Here is a 19,423-nt window from a genome sequence, read left to right as displayed (position 1 = left end):
AATGAAGCAGGAAAACTGGCTTGTGTCTCGCCTGAGGAAAGGGCGTGAAAAGACGCGTCATTCTTTTTTTTGAGTCAGCCCCCATTAAATCGTTTGAAATAAACTATTTGTCGCAAGGGCAGCCGCACTGAGTGCTCCTTGTTTTTCACCCCACGGGACCATCTTGACATCGGTTTCACGTGAAGCAGCGGTCAACGCCGTGTGCTCGACCCGTTCCTTGATTTGATCAACGATCGTCGGTGCGAGCTCAAACATCGGTCCCCCAAGTAAAATCCGGCGTGGATTCAGGAGATGAATCGTATTCAAGACACCGATTCCGATATATTCCCCCGCCCGTTCATATGTACGAACTGCTTGTTCATCGCGTTCGTTTAACCGTTTGCGCAAATCAGCAATCGTCATGACTTGCGGATCCATGACAGCATAATCCCGTAACAATGCTTTTTCGCCTGCTAATGCTTCTAGGCATCCTCTGTTCCCACACGAACAAATCGGTCCATCGAGATCAAGACGCATATGTCCGACCTCTCCCGTAATATGATGTTGTCCGTCGACAAGCTGTCCATCGAGCACATAAGCACCCCCGATGCCTTCCCCGGCATAGAGATAAAAGAATTGTTCGACCCCAACACCTTCACCGAATAATAGCTCAAACGAAGCGAGTGCTCGAACATCGTTTTCGATGAAGACAGAATAGTCAAAGCGTGCTTCAAGTTGTACCTTCAACTCAACGTCATGCAGGTGGAAACGTGGTGCAAACAAGATGACACCTGTCTCCGGATTGACCATCCCGTGGACGGAGATCCCGATACCGTGAATCGTTCCCCGTCCTTGTGTCTGTGCAATCAAGGTCTCGCATAATCGACCAATCGCTTCAATCAATTCTTCATTCGTCTCAAAACGTCCCACGGCTTCGGACTCATGAATCGTATTACCACTTAAATCCGCGACGACTCCGATGAATTGGTGACTCGTCGCATCGATGCCGATGACGTATTGCTCTGTTGCGACGAGTTCGAGCATGATCGGTTTTCGTCCCCCATTTGATATCCCAAGCTCTCGCTCCGTCACGAGTTGTTCTGCAATCAATTCACTGACGATGTTCGATACCGTCGGCTTCGTTAAGTTCGTCCGTTGTGCTAACTCAACCCGCGAAATCGGTTGATGCATCCGAATCAGTCGCAAGACGAGTGCCCGATTATAGGAACGCATCCATTTAGAATTACGCGGTGTTTCTTTCGCCATGTCCCCATCAACCCCTTTGGTCTGTCTCTTTACTATCTTCGCATATTTTGTAAGGGATTTCACGGTCTCACTTAAAAACCGTTCATCTGCTGAACGGTTTTTGTGCACTTTCATGCTTCGTCATATGGTTGTTCTAAAATCAGGACGCGTGAACCGTCCGGATTCTCGGTCAGTTCGATCTCAACGATTGCCTGACCGACGAGCAAAACGATTGGTAGAGAGGGATCATTCTCGCGAAAGAAACCGATTTTTCCATGGTGTGCGTCCATATAGTCCGCATATAAAAACGTTCCATTGACGTGCAACTCATCCTTCATTCGATTGAACGACAAGCGCGGGACACCATACCAGGCTTCCCCGTTCAAATAAAGCAAGGGACGCTCGCCGACCGATTCATTCGTCGCCCGCCGGACCTCGATTGCTCCCGTCGTATCGTAATACAATCGATCTTGACCACGTGTCGCGATAACGATCGGATGGTTCTGATACAAGACGACTTCTAAAATTTCATCCGCTTGTTCGACGAAATAACCAGTCTCATCCGACTGGGCAAAACTAATCGTATACAACTGCATCCAGGAAACGATATCCGTCACTTGAACCGGTTTATGAAAAAGCGCAGAAACAAGTAGTGTTTCTTCCGGGGTGACAAACAGATTGACGGAGATATCCGCTAAGCGGATCGTCCGGATTTGTGTCGAAGGATACGTATGGTCATAACTCGGTACAAGCATCGCTTCATAGTGATCATCCTTTTCGACCAATTCAATCGATGGCATGCGTCGATCAAAATCCGCAATTTGAATTCGTTTCATCCGACATCTCCTCTCACTTTCACTAACAGTCTCACGCAAGTCATTACCCAATATCTGGTTTTCGTGCACTCCCCTGAATTCAAAAAATCGGAACGCATGCGTTCCGATCATTGTACGTACAGATCATATAGTAGATATAGAATGCCTCCCACGATAACCAAAAATGAAAAGATGCCCGCTTTTCCAAAAAAGACGCGATCGATGGTTTCATCCCGTTCGAATTTTGGCTTTGTCATATAGTACCGCTCCCTTTAACAAGCTCGTGGTACTTTTTTATTTCAACGTCCTCCATTTTATCCCTTGTTACGATCTGTCATTTCAATCCATTTGCAAAATAGATCAATGTTTCGGTTTCGTCTTCCGTCAACGATCGTCCTGTCTCTTCTGCATATAAGATCCGCATATCCTTCAGTCGTCCTCCGGTCGCTTCCGTTACACGAATGGCTCGACGCAACATGTTGACCTCTTCTTCAAATTCAGACTTCGGCATCGCTTCTCCATGCGACCAGACATAATAATCGACTTCTAAACGATCGATTGCCGCTAATAAGCGCTTCGTCCGTTCGACCGTATAATTCCACTTCGATGAAAAGATATCCGCATACATCGCGTCTCCTAAGAACACGACGCGTTCTTCCGGAATGTAGACGAGTAGGCTACCAGGAGAATGATCATTTTCGACTTCAATCAGTTGGCACTGCACGCCACCTAAGTCAATTTCCAATTGTCCAGTAAAGCCAATCGTCGGTAAGACGACTTCAATATCGCGTGTCGTACCAAACTCGAGCTTGATCGCATCCGCACAAAACGGAATCTCGATCCCTTGATCCATTCGTTCTTGTAACGCTGCATCCGTCCAAGCGTATGGTTGCATCTCTTTCATGCGGGTGATTGTTTGCTGTGTTGCCATCGATGGCAGACGGAGATGTTTCATTCCAAAAATATGATCCCAGTGCCAGTGGGTCAATGCCAATAAGTCAGGTGATCCAAGATTGTGTTTCTTCATTTCTTCTAAGAATAGTGCTGCATGGGCTGACGAGTTTCCCGCATCAATCATTAATTGATGCTTCTCCCCACGCACGACAGCAAGAATCGGTCGATCCGTCTCGCTGACCGGTGTCTGATACCAAATCCGTGAAGTCAATTGTTTGAAGTGTTGCATATCCTACCTCCTTATCATCTGCTCTTAGTATACGTCATGACAAAACCGGGTTCATCTAGAAGACGAACCCGGTCTGGTTAGTTATTATTTTTTAGCGTTTGGTCGAAACGGCCACCAGACTCCTTTACCGAACGATACCGTGATCGCTGGAATCAAGAGCGGTAAGACGATCAAACCATACAAGAGTAGACCTGTGATGACGATCGTCGCGATTTGAACAAGACTCAAGACACCAGACGGCATCATCGCTCCGAAAGTTCCCGCGAGGATGATCGCTGCCGTGATGATGACAGACCCCATTTTTTTCATCGACAGGAACATCGCTTCCTTCGTATCGAGTCCGTTGATCGTCTCTTCCCGGAAACGGTCGAGTAGGAAGATCGAGTAGTCGATACCAAGGGCAATCAACATGACGAATCCGAAGAACGGAACGGCCCAACTGATACCGTCATATCCGAGTCCGTTGACGAAAATCAGCTCTGCGATCGACATCGACGTATAATACGTCAGCAATAACGAACCGATCATGAACAACGGCATGATCAACGAACGGAACATGATTGCCAGAATCACGAAGAGACTGATCAGCATGACGGTCACCGTTCGTTTGAAATCGGCTTTCGACGTATCGTTTAAATCACTGTTGACGCTTGAGATACCACCGTATGCAACACTGCTGTCTTCAAACGGTGTCCCTTTGATTGTCTTCGCTGTCGTCTCTTTGATCGCAGCAACAGTTTGAATCGCTTCCGGAGAATAGGGATCATCTTCGAGAATGACTTCGAACTTCAACCCCGTCTGTTGATCAATCGCGTAACGATCAATCGCTGGTTTAAAGGCTTTATCCGATAGCGTATCTTTTGGTACGAACACACCTGTCCCCCGAATCGATGTCGCTTGTCCCATCTCGGTCAGAAGATCCGAGATTTCCTCAAGACCACTTTCAATTTTCGTCAGTCCTTCGTTCGCTTGACCGACACCATCCGCAAGTTGTGTTAATCCGTTCCCCAACTGACCGGCTTGCGCTCCTTGAGACGCGATACCGCTCGCTGCTTGACTAATGCCAGCTTGAACTTGGCTCAATTGACCAGACAATGCATTCAACGTTCCGACGGTTTGCGGGATGTTTTGGGTCGATTGTAACCCTTGACCGACAAGCGTCAACTGTTGGTTGATTTGCCCGAGTCCGTCTGCTGCTTGTTGCAACTGACTCGCACCTGCTGAAGCCGCGTCTCCTGCCGGTAGCTGTCCTGTGATACCGTTGAGATTATCTTCAACGGTCGTCAGACCAGACTGAACGTCCCCAAGACCAGCTGTTGCTTCTTTCATGCCATCAGCAACTTGTTGTAATTGGCGATCGACGTAGAAATCATTGATGACTTCGCCAGTCGGACGAGAAATCGAACGAACCGATTTGACCCCGTCAATCTTCACCAGTTCACGACTGAGTTGTTCCGCATAGGGAACTGTTTTTTCAGTAATCAAATCATCATCACTCTTGAGGATGACGTTGACCGGGAGCGACTCACCTGCCCCAAATCCGTCCGAGATAGCATTGAGTCCTTTGACCGTCTCATACTTCGCACCAATCTCATCGACGGTATTGAACGAGAGGTCGTCATCATATGTAAAGAGTGTCGGGACCGTGACAATCGCAACGATGATCATCGCAAGCAACGGACGACGGATTGATAATCCACCATAATGTGCCCAGAGCTTGCTATCCTGGTGACTCGCTGCCTTCTTAGATGGCCAAAATAGCTTTTCTTTTAATGTCGCCATGAAGAATGGAACGAGTGTGAACAAAACAAGTAAGAGTACGGCAATCCCGACCGCAACGGCGACCGATGACTTAAAGATCGGGAAGTCCGCAAAACCGATCGCTGAGAAACCGACAAGAACAGCGAGACCACTGATTAGTAACGTACGCCCTGCTGTCTTATACGTGTTGACGATTGCTGTCTCAACGTCGTGCCCTGCCGTCAACTCTTCCTTATACCGGCTCAGGAGCAAGATACAATAATCCGTCCCAATCCCGAATAGAATGGCGACGAGGAAGATTTGCGTATAGTTCGATACCGGGAAGCCGAACCAATCGACGAAAAAGGCGACGAGTGATTGACTGATCAGGTACGTAAACCCAACTGCAACGAGTGGGACGAACGGTGTGACGACTGAACGGAAAACGAGCAGAAGCAGTCCGAAAATCAATCCGACGGTAATCAGTTCTGTCCGCTTCAATCCTTCTTGTGAGCTCGTATTAACGTCATCGTTGATTAACGCTTCACCCGTTAGATAGATCGTTTGATCCTTTGGTAAGAGATCCGTCCGGATTTGTTTTGCCAGTTTGACGATTTCTTCTTGCGAACCGTCGACTGTAATCGGCACGAGGACCGTCTTTTTATCTTTTGAGACGAGCTGTCCTTCCGTCTCTTTGTTTTCAAACGGATCCAGCACATCCGTGACCGGACGATCAAGAGCTTCTAAATCCTGAACGATTTGTCCGATCGACTTTCGATCGGCATCGCTGACTTTGTCTTTGAGCGGAATGACAAGCGAGATCGTTTCTTCGCTGGCCCCCGCTTTTTCTAAAATGTCAGCTGCCCGTTGCGAATCAGCATCATTTGCAAGCTGAATCGCACCTGCTTCTTCTGCTTGTTTAGCCAAGTTTGGTGCCGTAAATAGTAAACCTACTGTAACGATGAGCAATAACGCAAGAATTGCCCAGCGCCATTTGACGATTTGTCGCATATCCGATTCTCCTCTTCCTTCTATCTGTTTTTAGTCATTCAACTGCAAAATCTCTTTAATCTTTTTGAAGGTTTCGATGAACTGAATGATTTCTTCTTCCTCGACCTTTCCCTCAATCAAATTCTCAAGATACGTATAGATTTCTTGCTCCGCTTCTGTTGCCACTAACCGACCTGATTCCGTCAACGAAATGTACTTCGTCCGGTGGTCGTCTTCTCGTCGTTCGACGATGACGAGACCTTTTTCCGTCAATTTTTTCAGCCGGTTGGAGATGGCACTTTTGTGAACACCCTGCACTGCCGCGAGACGACCGGACGAAATCGGTCCATATTTTCCGACGAGCTTCAACACATGAAGTTGCTCCGGTGAATACATTTGCCAAACGGGTGCTTCGACCGACTTCAACACACGTTCTGTTCCGTGGATCATGACTTCTTCAAACAGGAGGACTGCTTCACGTAAATTGTCTTTCATTTTTAGTTTACCCCCTAAACTTATGAAGTTAGTTTAGCCCCTCAACTAGAAGGCTGTCAACTCTAAACTGTCACAACTTACAGATGCAGAACATGACCAATTTCTGTATGATAAAGGAAGAGAGGAGCTTGCTTATGTTGACTTTGTTTTGGATTGCGTTAGTCATCTGTCTCGTAGGTCTTGTCTTTACGTTACGAATTGCCAAGCAACCAGCAGAAGAAAAGTATGACCATAAAACTTCGGCCAAAAACATGTCTTGGATGTATTTTATTTTTCTTCCGATCATTTTGATTTTATTAGGCATCTTCTATTATTTTTTAACATGACATGAAACAGCACACATCGTCTGATGTGTGCTGTGTTTTATCACTTCAAGGTTTTAGGACGGACGATATAGATATCGCATTTTGCATAACGGGAGATGTTTTCAGAGACACTCCCGATCATGATGCGTTCCATCGCATTCATCCCGACCGCCCCGCAGACGATCAACCCAGCACCGACACGTGGTGCGATGACCTTCGGAATCAATGTTTTGGGAGAGCCATTTTCGATGACCAGTTCAACTGTCTCGATGCCTGCTTCTCGTGCCCGCTTCTCGTAACGATCGAGCAGTCCTTGTGCATATTCCGTGACGTTTTGATCAATGAAACGCTTATTGGCACGTACATTAGCAAATGTCTGAATATCAATGACATGGGCGATAACGAGTTTAGCACGATCGAGTTTGGCAAATTTCACTGCCTTTTCAAAGGCAAGATCTGCCGTCTTTGATCCATCGACTGCCACTAAAATCGTATGATACTGGCTCTCCATCAAGAATCATCCTTTCTGCACGACTCTCTTACAGCATCCGGTCATTTTCATTTTCGAGGGCGCGGTTTTCGTGATCAAGTTTCCGTTCTGCCTCGATCCCTTCTGGTTCTGTCTCCAAAATACTTTTTGGTTCCGGCGCAGGACGTGCTGCTCCTGCCTCGTCTGCTAACAGGACATACTCACCTTGCTGGACACGTAAGACATGCTGACGAATATCCGACTCTGGTAACCCAAGTTCCGTAAAGGCAGTTTGAATTTCCTCAGCCGAAGCCGGTTTGCCTGTAAACCGCTCAAACAGCGTCCGTTTCCCGGAGACGAGTTGAGCCGCTGATTGTCCACGTAACATCGCCATATCGGTCTTGTCTTGTAACACGACATACAGATCCTCTTCTAAATAACCCGCAAAATGTAAATCCTCGATTTTTCGAATCAAATCCGTTTCATTTTGATAGACACCAATCCATTGTTTTTTTCCCATGACACACGTCTCCCCCTTTTATAACAGCTATATGGGATATACCCCAAATTCACCTAAAACATGACTAAGACGAAGAAGACTTCGGTGATTGCTGTCGAAAAAGACGTTGCCGTCTATAGAAGACGTAATAGCACAAGAGTAAACCACATACGATCCCGATTCCTGTTACGATTTGTTGCACAAGAATGAAGCGATCGTTAAAGAACAGTCCAATCAAATACCAGACGAGCGCAAGACCAAACACCCAATCGGAATGAATGATGACAAACAATAGTCCTCCGATAATCGCTACGATGAGTGCGATCGTACTCCATTGCTGTTCGGAAAGACCAAATAGCGAAGTAAACTGAAAATCGGATAAGATCCGAAATGGTAAAATCAACAGCATCGTACTCATCCAGGAGAGCAGGACTGAAATCGGAGAGCGCATCCAAGGCGATCGGCGAGGATGGTGTTGAATTTTCATATAAACTAAGCACAGACTAATGAATGAAATCGTTGTCCAGACGAGTTCCCACGGTGGTCCGGTCATACTACTAACCCCCAGCGTCACGAGCGATAACGCGAGCCATCCTCCGATATCTTCAATCAGTTCTCGATCTGCGGGAAAGGCACGAACCGGTCGAATACACCAAATTAACAACGTCGTGAATACGACACCTGTAATCGCATCAAAAAAAGGTGCTGGAACAAGAGGCAACGCAGGAATGGCGACCGGATTTGACCAAACGACGCGCGCTAGCAATGCAAAGAGGAATGCTCCTATATTCATGAGGCGTAAAAATGTTAAATACTGCACGTTCCTCTTCACCTCCTCGTTCAGTCTGTTATTTAATTCCCGCTGTAGAAGTCTGAAAAACTAAAATGTCGCTTTGTTCTGTTGCCAAATTACGGTACGATGAAAGGAAAAGGAGGAACGAGAATGGACGCATTTTTACTACCCTATCAATACAATTTCATTCGGAATCAAGTCGAGCTGCTGCAACATCAATTCGCAGCTGTTCATGACCCCGATGTTCGTGATGCTGTTCGGTACAGTGCCGCTGAAAAGATATTTGATCTATTGCCAATACTTACACCGGAACAGGAAATCTTGCTGACGAACATTCGTGACGCTGAATCCGAACAGGATCTTCTCATGTATTTGAAACGTGTGGAGCCGTTCGTCCACCCATTTCCGACCATCTCTGAATCACGAATCCGACAGCTCTTTAAAAAAACGAAAAAGCTACACGTTCCGCCACTTCACTCCTTTGAGTGGACACACACGACGTTTTTAAGCTGGAACGATACCGGAAATCGGAAAAAATATTTCGTCTATCCCTTGAATGGTGAATGGATTGGCGTAGAAGGTACCTATCTACCATCGATTCAAAAAGGGATTTGTGCGATTTGTCATACGTATAGTGATATTACACTCGTAACTGTCACGACACGCCGTTCGACTGAACAGCATCAGACGATTGGTCATCATATGTGTATCGATAGTGATGCTTGTAATCAAGCAGTGACCAAGCCGGACGTTATTGAAACGTTCTTAGCCCGTTCGCAAAAGAAATGATATGCATCAAAAAACACGTTCGTATGACTGGTCCGTTTGGATCAGTATACGAGCGTGTTTTAGTATATGATTTCATTTATACCTTCGTTACCGTCGAATCATGCATAAAAAATTGATTTTTCCCCCGACGTTTTGCTTCGTACATTGCAAAATCTGCCTGCTCGATCAAGTCCGATCGAGAGGCTGCATGTGTAGGATAAATCGCGCCCCCAATACTTGCCGTCACAGGAAGTGGGATGATGCCATGATGAAACGGCTGTCGAAACAAGGAAACGAGATGTTCTCCACACTGCACGACTTCTGATTCTTGTTCAACGTCAAATAATAAGACGATGAATTCATCCCCACCCTGTCTCGAAATGACCGTATTAGGCGGTAGTTTCTTTTGTAAGCGTGCCGTGACGTCGATGATGAGCTGATCTCCGACACGATGTCCGTACGTATCATTAATCTCTTTGAAGTGATCGATATCGATAAAGAATAATCCGACTTGTCCTTCACTCGCTTCCGCTCGGTACAAGGCATCTTGAAACAATCGTGCAAACAGATACCGATTCGGTAACCCTGTTAAAGCATCGTGATACGCCATGTGCCGCATCTCTTCCATGGCAGTTGCTAATGCTTCCGTTCGCTCTTCCACCTTCGCTTCGAGATTTTCGCGCAACCGTTGATTGTCAACAACAATCCGGATTTGACGAGAAATCAACAACGGAATCGCAATCATTAATCCAATCGTCAAACCGTTCCAACTAATCGTTTGTCGTGCCATCGTCACGAATAGAATCAATAAGAATAAGTAAGGAGTGATCAAACGTAAGACATCGATCCACCTCCGTGTAACGTCAAGAGGAACGAGAGATTCCTCAGCATCAAAGCGATACGCGGCAAGCCCGACAATCAGGACAGTCGCTAACCATAACGGATCGAGCCAACTCGAAGGAAATGGATAATCAAATCGTTCGAGTACCACGTATAATAGATCAGCGAGTAACTGAAAATGAAATGCGAGTAGAATCAATAATAACGAGCCGCCATTGCCACGCTTCATCAAACCAAAGAATAAGACAATCATTCCACCGAGCAACAATAAATCACCGATCGGATAGCGAAGCCATAAAAGCGTTTCGATCGTCAGCAAGGCATTTGCTTCTAAATAAGGCGTCACTAAGTAATGCCACGAAAGAGATCCTGAAACGACTAAAATGATGAACTCATCGAACAAAAAGACCCGCAAATTGACTTCTTGTCGTCGATTACGCAGGAAATAACCGAAAGCAATGATATAGATCAAGATTTGAAGACTGAAGATCAAGTCGATCCAATCAAACGGTTCCGTTCGTGTACGTCCTTGCAGGAAGTATAGGAGCTGTCCACATTCGCCGATACCAAGCATCGCATTAGCGAATAATAATAGAAGAAATAAGCGGTAAGTAAAAGGGCGTCTTGCCTGGCGTCGCTGTGCCCGCCAAATCAAATAGAGGGAGATCGTTACACCACCGATCGTGAACAGGCTGTTAACGACTTGTCCAATTGCCGTTTCCGTGCCCATATACGTCACCCAGCCGATATGAAACAGTAACCAGCCTATAACGATTCCCAGCCATTTCTCATACATGACGATTCCCCCTTTCCTTTTTTAACCATAGTTCGTTTGTCCTATAGGTATATCGGTTCAGGATTGCTGTTTATTCACTCTTTTTTTATTTTATTGAAATGTTTTTTGACAAGATTACTCGTTTCAAACATAAGAAAAAACCGTGCTCGCACCTAGCGGATTGAACACGGTTTAACAGAAATACATCATGTTTTCTTTAACTAGAACGTCGATTCTCTTCTGTCGACTCGATCGATTCACTTAAACTGAGCGGTAAGACGATGATGAAGCGACTGCCTTTACCGACTTCAGATTCGACGTGGATGACGCCTTCATGTTCTTTGACGATTTCTTTACAAATCGATAAACCGAGTCCAGTTCCACCGATTCGACGTGTATCGGAATTATCGACACGATAGAATTTATCAAATAAGTGGGCAAATGCATGGTGAGGAATTCCAATTCCTTCATCTTTCACTTCAATGATGGCTTGATCATCTTTCGTATCGATCCAGACATCTACACGTCCGCCATCGGGAGAATACTTGATTGCATTGTTGATCAAGTTACTCATCAATTGTTTGATCCGGTCTTCATCTCCTAATATGAATGGACGATCCGGACTGAGCAATTGCAAATGAAGATCGTGTCGTTCACTTGAAGCGTCATACAGGGACATCACTTGTTCAGTTAGGCTGAGCAAATCAAGATGTGCCATTTGGTACAACTGTCCACCCGACTGCATCCGTTGAACGTCTAAGAAGTCCGTGACGAGGTTCGATAATCGTTCTGTCTCATTATGGATCGTCGCTAGATACTTCTGCTGTTTTGAGTCATCGATCTTTCGATTTAGCATCAACTCTGTAAAACCGTAAATCGATGAGAGCGGCGTTCGCAATTCATGTGACACAGTCGAGACAAGTTCTGTTTTTAGACGATCGGCTTCTGTTTCCCGGGTAATATCCCGTAAGACGAGAATGATTCCCTTCCATCCCCGGACGACATCAATGCGTTCCGCGTAGACTTCTAGATGCGCCGTATTGTTTCGAACATCAAATCGGACTTTGTCCGGTGAAATCTTACCGGAACGAATTAAATCCAGATACGTATTAAAGGCTTCAACATCATCCACCAACTGACGCATCACATCAATGACGTACTCACTCGAAGGTAACGTCCGATCTACTGTGAATTCCGTTTGAAGTTCTGGAATCAAGTCAAACAATGGACGGTTGACGTATAACTCTCCATTTCCATCCTCGAGATAAATGATCGCTTCTCGAATTGAGTCCAACACTTGCTCGGTCTTTTCTTTTTCCTGACGCATTCCTTCATAAGAACGCGTCCGTAGAAGTGAAAGCGTCATTTGTTGCGCAAACTCGCGAATATCCGTCAGCTGTTGTCCTTTATATGCAGATTTGTAGCGAACGAGATAGATGGCAGCAATCAATTCATGCGTTTCTGGATCTTGAACCGGAATCGTCACCTCATACGTACTAAAGGAATACGGATGCTCTTTTTCACGTGTAACGCGCTTCTCCGATTGAACGAATTCCATCTTGCGAACCGATCGATTGATGACGGACATCTCATCTTTCAGGAGATCTTTTAAATAGTCCATCGTCATGCCGTTTGTTGTTGCACCCATAAACTGCCCTTCTTCATAAAGCAATAGAGCACCGTACTCTGAAGAAGTGATATCGATCATCTTTTGAACGATTGCTGGATACGATTCGACAGTTTCGCGAACGGCAAGTGCCTCTGTTAGTTCACTACGTAATCGCAACTTTTCCTCATTCTTTTTCGTCGTTTGATACGCTTCTTCGAGTTCCTCTTGTTGCGCCTGTAACTCTTCTTGTTGCGCGAGCAATTCCTCACTTTGCGCTTGCAATTCTTCATTTTTACCTTGCATCGCATCCGTATGAGCATTCGTCGTCACGACCATCCGATTAAAGGAAGCACGTAATAATCCGATTTCGTCTGGACGTTTTTCTGTCGTCTTATCGATTTCAATTGGTTCCTTGCGAGCAAGTTTTTGATTATCGTCTACTAATCGTAACAACTGCCGCGTCATCCGGCGAAGGAACGGGTGAACGAATAAGAGAATGAATGCGACGAGCACAACGATACTTGAGATCCAAATCCATTGTGACTTCGCGACTTTACTCCGCAGTTCCCCGACAGCTGTTTCTTGTTGTTGGCTGAGATTCGTCCGGTATTCATCAAGTGCCGCAGATGCTTTTTCAATATCTGGTGTAATATCGATCGAACCGTCTGCAGTTGGCTTTAACTGTCCTTGTTCAACGAGTCGTTTCGCAATTGGTAAGGAAAATAGACTATCCCCCTGTAAAAAGTCTTCATTGATCCGATTCGCCTTTTTTTCATTGACGTAAGACTGGGTCAGCGGAAATAAGACGTCATAGTACAGTTCATATAAATTCGTCATTTGTGCCGCGAATTCTTCTTCTTCATCCGTTTTGGCGTTTCGCATGAACCAATCTGTCTCACTTTTGATATCTGTTCGGAGCGCTTGGATTTCATCAAACCGTTCCTGATTACCAAAAATGACGAATCCGCGTAAACCGAACTGAACCGTTTGCCAATTGTCCCATAAATCATTGGCTCGGCGATTTTGTTCACTGATTGTCTCGAGATTCTGTTTTGATGTTTCGATTCGTCCTTCCATGTAGTCATAGACAAAGAACGAAGTAATCGATACTACGATCAGTACCGCATAAAAAACAGTCAGCAACTGCCGACCGATTCGTCGCCGAATCCAATTCACCATGAATGTATCCTCCTCATCATTCGTTGAATGATGCTTTTTCATTTGTTTCTTTTAATATAATAGAAACGCTTTCGAAGCAACAGCTAGGATATCCAAAAAAAGACCTTTTCTCGGAATGTACCCGAAAAAAGGTCTTTCTACCTTCTTACTTTTTCGCTTTCTTCACTGTCACAGAAGTCACAGGGCTAACTTGACCACGTGTATTCTTAACGTAGACGGAAAGCTTTGCTTTTGCTTTTTGCTTCGGAATTTTGACGGAATAGTTGCCTTTTGCAGAAACCGTTCCTTTTCCGATGACTTTTTTCTTCGCATCTTTTACATAAACACTCAATTTCTTTTCAGCTGTTCCGGTTACTTTCGTTTGTCCGGCATAGACGGATTTCACTTTCGGTGCCGCTGGGGCTGGTAGGACTTTTACGATCGTCGGTTTACTTGTACGTTTAGCAATATCCGTTACTGTGACGATCAAGCTTGAACCACCGACTTGTTTTGGTAATTTCGCACTGAAGTGACCTTTTGCATCGACTTTCGCTGTTGCAATTTTCTTTTGTTTCGCATCTTTGACTGTAATCGTACCACCCGCAAGAGCTGTACCTGTCATTTTTGTCGCACCAGCAAGAACTGGTTTGACCTTCGGTGCTTTTGGTGCTTTTCCTGGAAGAACTTCTGTCCGTTCCGATGTAACGTCTAATCCGTTCGCATAGCGAACCGTCAAGACTGTCTTTTGGTTTTGACGCGGAATCTTCACGCTGTATTTTCCTGCTTGAGCTGTTGTCGTAGCTAGCTTTTTGTTCGTCGTTGTTTCCTTACCATTCTTATCTTTCGTTACGACTGCTGCCCATACTTCAACTTTTGTTCCTGTCTTGACCGTTCCAGAAACAAACAATTGGTTATCGTAGACGTCATTGACATTCCCGTTCAAGTTCAACTGAGAAATCGCACGTGGAATACTGACTTTTCCGTATCCAGAGACTGGGCTGACGTAAGCTGGGAATTCAGGTTCCATCTTTTCCCCGTCTTCATCTTCTTCAAAGTCGAACCAGTCGTTTGGATTTTCAAACGCAAGTGGCTCTGCACTCTTACGCAAGATCTGTTCGATTTGTGTTGGTGTCAGTTTCGGGTTCAGTGACTTCAAGATTCCCGCTACTGCTGCAACGTGTGGTGAAGCCATACTTGTTCCATCCATGTATACCGTGTTACCGTCTGGAATCAAACTAGCGACTTTCGATCCGGGTGCTACGACGTCAAGTCCAACACCATAGTTCGAATAATCAGCGACCATTCCGAGTGGGTTTGTCGCTCCGACAGAAATCGCATATTCCGAGTTCGCTGGGTAACCGACCATCATGTCATAGTCGTTTCCTGAAGCCGCAACCACCGTAACACCATGATCTGCTGCATATTTCATCATATAAGCCATCGTCCGGCTCTCACCGCCACCAAGACTCATATTGATGACTTTTGCACCTTGATCAACTGCGTATTTAATACCAAGGGCAATGCCATCCGTCTCACCTTCACCACTTGCATTCAAGACTTTAACCGGCAGGATTTGTGCCGATTGATGAATTCCTTGGATACCGTAATCGTTGTTCATCGTTGCTGCGATGACGCCCGCTACGTGTGTTCCGTGACCGTTATCATCGATCGCATCCCCGTCACCGTTGACGGAAACATAGTTCTTTTCATTTGCGATATCAACTTTTCCTTGTAAGTCCTTCAAGCGATAATCGACACCTGTATCGATGACTGCAATCTTAACAGGCGCTAACTTCTTCGAACCGAAACGTTGTTGGAACGCTTCAAACCCGATCCCAACGTTATCAAATTGCTCAAAGACGGTCTTTTTGTTGACAGCCCATTGATAATCGAAGTTGATGTCCTTCGTTGCGCGGTACGTCTGAATTTTCTCAACGTACTCGACAGCTGACGAACGGTTGAGCGATTGTTTTAATGCGGTTGCCGATTGACCTTTGACAGTTGGGTCTTCCGTCACGATGACGAAGTCTCCCGCATTACCAAGGGATAAACGTTCTACATCCGTTGCCTGAACACCCGCAATCTTCATCGAACGGTTCATTTTACCTGGCTTTAATTTAACGATATAACGTGTTGCTTCTTTTGATTGAATGTTCATTCCCAGTGACTGGAATGTTTCGCTCAATTTGCTTCCACTTAATTTAGAGACATCCATTTTGTTGGCATATCCATCAATCTCTTCTGCAATCACAGCAGGTGATGCGTCACGTGATAATTTGTAGAGACGATCGACAGCTTGTTGATCAGCTTTCGTCAATGTGTATGATGTTCCACGTACGAGTGATTCCATCGCAGGCTTCAATGTTTTTAAATCTTCGTATGCTTGTTGACGCTTATCTTTGTTGAATAATAGCGTTTTGACGACGTAAGGAGACGCTTTGTAGTAAAGCGATGTTAAAGCACGTCCTGCATCAGATTGGCTCAATACTTGCTTTTGGATCGAGTGCATGAGTGCAAGCATCGGCTTTTCTTCTTTTGTTTGCTTGAGTGCTTCTTCCGCCATACAGCTGATGTCATTGATCGGCTCATATTCAACCGGCAATTTGACGTTGTTATACGTCAATTTAACATGAGCAGCTTTCGTCGTCTTACCTTCTTCGATGTTCGGGTAATATTCGACTTTGACATAATACGGTCCATCCCATGCATATGGAACGGCTAATTTCGTAAGAGCTTTTTCATTCGGCTCCGCTTCTATCCGGTAGCGATCAAACGTATCTTCTTCGGCAGCCATCGCTTCGCTCGGATACGCCGTTAATTGAACGAATTGATCCGTATCGATTGAGAGTTCGAAGTGAGATGCGTTTTTCTCTACACCCGCTTCATGGTTGACGCGGTACCAATATGTATTCTTTTCTTCCGTTCCCGTTTCAAGCGTCGTCTCTTGTCCTGCTTTCAAGAGCGTTGCTTTAGCAAGGGCTGTTTCTGCCTTTGCTGTCGTAGGTCCTACTCCGAGCGTCAAAATTAGACAGCTCAGCATGACCCAAATCACCAGTTTCTTCACACATGTTCCTCCTTCAAGATCGATGTACTTTATCTTGATTATAAACAGTAACTGGATAAAATGGATATTTATTTTATGGATGTATCTTACAATTTTGAAAGGAAAGGCATCCAATGCTCATACGCATTGGATGCCTTTTAATGATTATTTAAAATCTGCTACATATTCACCGTATCCTTCTTGTTTCAAGTCCTCTTTCGGAATGAAACGTAAGGCGGCTGAGTTCATACAATACCGCAACCCGGTCGGTTTTGGTCCATCCGAGAAGACGTGTCCGAGATGCGCATTCCCATGTCGGCTCCGGACTTCCATTCGTTTCATGCCGATTGAAAAATCACTTTTCTCAATGATATTACCTGGTTCGAGTGGTTTCGTAAAACTTGGCCATCCCGTTTTCGAATCATATTTATCATTTGACGAAAACAATGGTTCACCAGAAATCAGATCGACATAGATCCCGTCTGCTTTCAAATCATGATACGGATTATCAAACGCCGGCTCCGTCCCATCTTCTTGTGTCACCTTATACTGAATCGCAGTTAATTTCTTTTTGATTTCTGCATCAGACAACTTTGCATACGTTGGAAGATCGAGCTTTGGTTGATCATTCCAGTAGCGGTTGATGAAGTCGTCGCGTCCAGAAGCTGCCCGGTAAAACTTATATTTCTTCTCACTCTTCAAATAGTAGTCTTGATGATATGCTTCTGCTTCATAAAAAGGACTTGCTGCAATAAATGGTGTGACGATTTTATCATCGAAGACTTGTTGTTTCTCTAAATCTTGTTTCGATTGCATTGCGATTTCTTTTTGTTTCTCATTCGTATAGAAAATCGCTGTCGTGTAGGATTCCCCTTGATCGACGAACTGACCGTTCGCATCCGTCGGATCAATCTGACGCCAGTAGACGTCTAACAATTGCTTGTACGAGATGACGTTCGGATCAAACGTGATCAATACCGCTTCCCGATGCCCTGTCGTCTCCGCCGACACTTGGTTATACGTCGGATTCTCAACATCGCCGCCCGTGTAACCAGAAATGACGGATTTGACTCCTTTTAACTCTTCGAACGGTGGCTCCATACACCAGAAGCATCCGCCGGCTAGAATCGCCGTCTCTTCCGCTTGATAATTCAATTCCTTACTACCACTTGATTTTGCCTGCTGTTGCTGGAACACGAAGTATCCTCCGACCATGATGACGATGAGACCGATGACTGATAAAACTGTCCACATTCGTTTCTTCATCTCCCTTCGCCTCCTTTATTCAGCTTACGTCACGCGACGTCGATTGGATGTTCTTTTATTTAACTGTAACGCGCTTACTCTCTCTTGTCGTAGCATGTGCTCAAGCAGAGCACATTGGATCATCCTGATTAAAGAAGTGTGATCAGGGAATAGACTCTATAACTCGAAAACACCAGGAGGGGTATTTATGTTTGATTACACTGTGACATCGCATCACAATCTGGATCAGGTCATGACTCAACTGAAGCAAGCTCTCTCAGAGGCATCATTCGGTGTCTTATGGGAGTTTGATTTGGCCAACAAATTCGAAGAAAAAGAGCTCTCTTTTGATGAAAGCTATCATATTTTAGAAGTATGCCAACCAAAAGAAGCACACCGCGTCGTGTCCCATGACTTGCGGGCTGGTTACTTTCTTCCATGTAAAATCGTCGTCTATACCGAGAACGGGCAAACGAAAATCGGTATGCCAAAACCAACTGCCTTGATGGACTTAGCAGATGAAGCCGAACTAAAGACGGTCGCAGAAGAAGTCGAACACACGTTACGACACGTGATCGATCAAGCTGCACAATAAGAAAACGCTCTACTTGTACATTGTTTCATAAAGAAACATCGTACAAGTAGAGCGTTCTTTTGTTTACAAGATGTCGATCCAAATCTTCACCGCTGTCGCTAAAATCAGAACAGCAAGAATGACTTGGAGAATCTTCGTGTTCATCTTCTTCCCGGCGATTGCGCCAAGCGGTGCTGCAATTAGACTGGCAACGACCATGATTGCCGCAGGACCCCAGTCGACTTGCCCTGTCGTGATTTTACCGACCGTTGCGCCGATCGACGAAATGAACGTAATCGCAAGCGATGAAGCAATCGTCATCCGTGTCGGGATTTTCAAGAGAACGAGCATAATCGGGACGAGTAAAAAGGCACCTGCTGCCCCAACGATTCCGGCTCCGACACCCACGATGAATGCCGATACTGCCGCAATCGTTTTGTTGAACTGAACCTGATCAAGCGGAATGTCGTCGATCCCTTTTTTCGGAACGAACATCATGACCGCTGCCGTTAACGCGAGAACACCATAGACGATGTTGATCGTGTCTTCAGCCAGGATATTTGAACCATACGCACCGATGAAGCTACCGATTAAAATCGATCCCCCCATGTAGACGATCAATGATTTATTCAAATAACCGCCTTTTCGGTAAGCCCAGACGCCACCAATCGTTGCAAAAAAGACTTGAATCGCACTGATTCCCGCAACCTCATGGGCAGAAAATGCTGCAAAACCGAGTAGGGGCGGGATATACAATAACATCGGATATTTAATGATTGAACCGCCAATTCCTAACATTCCTGAAATGTAGGATCCGACAAATCCGATTAAGAAAATCGTCACGATAAAACCGAATTCCATCGTTTATCACTCCTTAAAAAAAGAGAGCCGTAACTCA

General features: G+C 45.3%; 16 protein-coding genes. 3 read left to right on the top strand and 13 right to left on the bottom strand.

Annotation, left to right across the window (positions count from 1 at the left end):
• Window positions 1-84: 84 nt before the first annotated feature.
• The 5 genes from B4C70_RS01545 to B4C70_RS01525 all read right to left on the bottom strand — a co-directional run bounded on the left by B4C70_RS01545 (window position 85) and on the right by B4C70_RS01525 (window position 6,447).
• Window positions 85-1,245, bottom strand: a complete 1,161-nt coding sequence (locus B4C70_RS01545) for an ROK family transcriptional regulator (protein ID WP_214728958.1) — start codon at window positions 1,243-1,245, stop codon at window positions 85-87.
• 110 nt (window positions 1,246-1,355) lie between these two features.
• Window positions 1,356-2,060 (bottom strand): hypothetical protein, encoded by a 705-nt coding sequence (locus B4C70_RS01540; RefSeq protein WP_214728956.1) that lies wholly within the window; start codon window positions 2,058-2,060, stop codon window positions 1,356-1,358.
• A 313-nt stretch (window positions 2,061-2,373) separates the two neighbouring features.
• Window positions 2,374-3,222 carry an MBL fold metallo-hydrolase gene (locus B4C70_RS01535; RefSeq protein WP_290776537.1) on the bottom strand — a complete coding sequence of 283 codons (849 nt, stop codon included), beginning with the start codon at window positions 3,220-3,222 and terminating at the stop codon, window positions 2,374-2,376.
• Window positions 3,223-3,306: 84 nt separating this feature from the next.
• Complete coding sequence (locus B4C70_RS01530) at window positions 3,307-5,973, bottom strand: MMPL family transporter (RefSeq protein WP_290776534.1); 2,667 nt, start codon at window positions 5,971-5,973, stop codon at window positions 3,307-3,309.
• Window positions 5,974-6,003: 30 nt separating this feature from the next.
• Complete coding sequence (locus B4C70_RS01525; protein ID WP_029343331.1) at window positions 6,004-6,447, bottom strand: MarR family transcriptional regulator; 444 nt, start codon at window positions 6,445-6,447, stop codon at window positions 6,004-6,006.
• 134 nt (window positions 6,448-6,581) lie between these two features.
• Here B4C70_RS01525 and B4C70_RS01520 point away from each other — a divergent pair, with 134 nt between their 5' ends.
• Window positions 6,582-6,773, top strand: a complete 192-nt coding sequence (locus B4C70_RS01520; protein WP_029343330.1) for a hypothetical protein — start codon at window positions 6,582-6,584, stop codon at window positions 6,771-6,773.
• A gap of 40 nt (window positions 6,774-6,813) precedes the next feature.
• On the opposite strand, the gene B4C70_RS01515 is transcribed toward B4C70_RS01520, so the two are convergent.
• The 3 genes from B4C70_RS01515 to B4C70_RS01505 all read right to left on the bottom strand — a co-directional run bounded on the left by B4C70_RS01515 (window position 6,814) and on the right by B4C70_RS01505 (window position 8,540).
• Window positions 6,814-7,263, bottom strand: coding sequence for a universal stress protein (locus tag B4C70_RS01515; protein WP_029343329.1), 450 nt, complete (start codon window positions 7,261-7,263; stop codon window positions 6,814-6,816).
• 28 nt (window positions 7,264-7,291) lie between these two features.
• Window positions 7,292-7,741, bottom strand: coding sequence for a general stress protein (locus B4C70_RS01510; RefSeq protein WP_050678937.1), 450 nt, complete (start codon window positions 7,739-7,741; stop codon window positions 7,292-7,294).
• A gap of 64 nt (window positions 7,742-7,805) precedes the next feature.
• Window positions 7,806-8,540 (bottom strand): hypothetical protein, encoded by a 735-nt coding sequence (locus tag B4C70_RS01505; RefSeq protein ID WP_290776530.1) that lies wholly within the window; start codon window positions 8,538-8,540, stop codon window positions 7,806-7,808.
• Window positions 8,541-8,663: 123 nt separating this feature from the next.
• Here B4C70_RS01505 and B4C70_RS01500 point away from each other — a divergent pair, with 123 nt between their 5' ends.
• A complete protein-coding gene (locus B4C70_RS01500; protein WP_290776529.1) occupies window positions 8,664-9,302 on the top strand; it encodes a FusB/FusC family EF-G-binding protein in 639 nt (212 codons plus the stop codon).
• Between the two features lie 76 nt (window positions 9,303-9,378).
• Here the strand turns inward: B4C70_RS01500 and B4C70_RS01495 are convergent, their stop codons facing one another.
• The 4 genes from B4C70_RS01495 to msrB form a co-directional block, all read right to left on the bottom strand.
• Window positions 9,379-10,917, bottom strand: coding sequence for a GGDEF domain-containing protein (locus B4C70_RS01495; protein WP_290776526.1), 1,539 nt, complete (start codon window positions 10,915-10,917; stop codon window positions 9,379-9,381).
• A 196-nt stretch (window positions 10,918-11,113) separates the two neighbouring features.
• Window positions 11,114-13,684, bottom strand: coding sequence for a HAMP domain-containing sensor histidine kinase (locus B4C70_RS01490; protein ID WP_290776524.1), 2,571 nt, complete (start codon window positions 13,682-13,684; stop codon window positions 11,114-11,116).
• Between the two features lie 145 nt (window positions 13,685-13,829).
• Entirely contained in the window at window positions 13,830-16,727 is a 2,898-nt protein-coding gene (locus B4C70_RS01485) for a S8 family peptidase (RefSeq protein WP_290776521.1), read from the bottom strand.
• A 144-nt stretch (window positions 16,728-16,871) separates the two neighbouring features.
• Window positions 16,872-17,972 carry a peptide-methionine (R)-S-oxide reductase MsrB gene (msrB, locus tag B4C70_RS01480; RefSeq protein ID WP_069940245.1) on the bottom strand — a complete coding sequence of 367 codons (1,101 nt, stop codon included), beginning with the start codon at window positions 17,970-17,972 and terminating at the stop codon, window positions 16,872-16,874.
• Window positions 17,973-18,159: 187 nt separating this feature from the next.
• Between msrB and B4C70_RS01475 the strand changes: the two genes are divergently transcribed.
• Entirely contained in the window at window positions 18,160-18,546 is a 387-nt protein-coding gene (locus B4C70_RS01475; protein ID WP_029343319.1) for a DUF302 domain-containing protein, read from the top strand.
• Between the two features lie 63 nt (window positions 18,547-18,609).
• Here the strand turns inward: B4C70_RS01475 and B4C70_RS01470 are convergent, their stop codons facing one another.
• Window positions 18,610-19,386, bottom strand: coding sequence for a sulfite exporter TauE/SafE family protein (locus tag B4C70_RS01470; protein WP_069940244.1), 777 nt, complete (start codon window positions 19,384-19,386; stop codon window positions 18,610-18,612).
• Window positions 19,387-19,423: the final 37 nt, after the last annotated feature.

Origin of the sequence: Exiguobacterium sp. UBA5002, assembly GCF_002396765.1 — a bacterium.
Taxonomy (GTDB): Bacteria; Bacillota; Bacilli; order Exiguobacteriales; family Exiguobacteriaceae; genus Exiguobacterium_A.
Note: the sequence above shows the minus strand (reverse complement) of the source record. Positions and strands in the feature narration are given on the sequence as shown.

Coding starts and splice junctions, on each gene's coding strand:
- B4C70_RS01545 (WP_214728958.1), bottom strand. CDS start 1,245: ATGGCGAAAGAAACACCGCGTAATTCTAAATGGATGCGTTCCTATAAT.
- B4C70_RS01540 (WP_214728956.1), bottom strand. CDS start 2,060: ATGAAACGAATTCAAATTGCGGATTTTGATCGACGCATGCCATCGATT.
- B4C70_RS01535 (WP_290776537.1), bottom strand. CDS start 3,222: ATGCAACACTTCAAACAATTGACTTCACGGATTTGGTATCAGACACCG.
- B4C70_RS01530 (WP_290776534.1), bottom strand. CDS start 5,973: ATGCGACAAATCGTCAAATGGCGCTGGGCAATTCTTGCGTTATTGCTC.
- B4C70_RS01525 (WP_029343331.1), bottom strand. CDS start 6,447: ATGAAAGACAATTTACGTGAAGCAGTCCTCCTGTTTGAAGAAGTCATG.
- B4C70_RS01520 (WP_029343330.1), top strand. CDS start 6,582: ATGTTGACTTTGTTTTGGATTGCGTTAGTCATCTGTCTCGTAGGTCTT.
- B4C70_RS01515 (WP_029343329.1), bottom strand. CDS start 7,263: ATGGAGAGCCAGTATCATACGATTTTAGTGGCAGTCGATGGATCAAAG.
- B4C70_RS01510 (WP_050678937.1), bottom strand. CDS start 7,741: ATGGGAAAAAAACAATGGATTGGTGTCTATCAAAATGAAACGGATTTG.
- B4C70_RS01500 (WP_290776529.1), top strand. CDS start 8,664: ATGGACGCATTTTTACTACCCTATCAATACAATTTCATTCGGAATCAA.
- B4C70_RS01495 (WP_290776526.1), bottom strand. CDS start 10,917: ATGTATGAGAAATGGCTGGGAATCGTTATAGGCTGGTTACTGTTTCAT.
- B4C70_RS01490 (WP_290776524.1), bottom strand. CDS start 13,684: ATGGTGAATTGGATTCGGCGACGAATCGGTCGGCAGTTGCTGACTGTT.
- msrB (WP_069940245.1), bottom strand. CDS start 17,972: ATGAAGAAACGAATGTGGACAGTTTTATCAGTCATCGGTCTCATCGTC.
- B4C70_RS01475 (WP_029343319.1), top strand. CDS start 18,160: ATGTTTGATTACACTGTGACATCGCATCACAATCTGGATCAGGTCATG.
- B4C70_RS01470 (WP_069940244.1), bottom strand. CDS start 19,386: ATGGAATTCGGTTTTATCGTGACGATTTTCTTAATCGGATTTGTCGGA.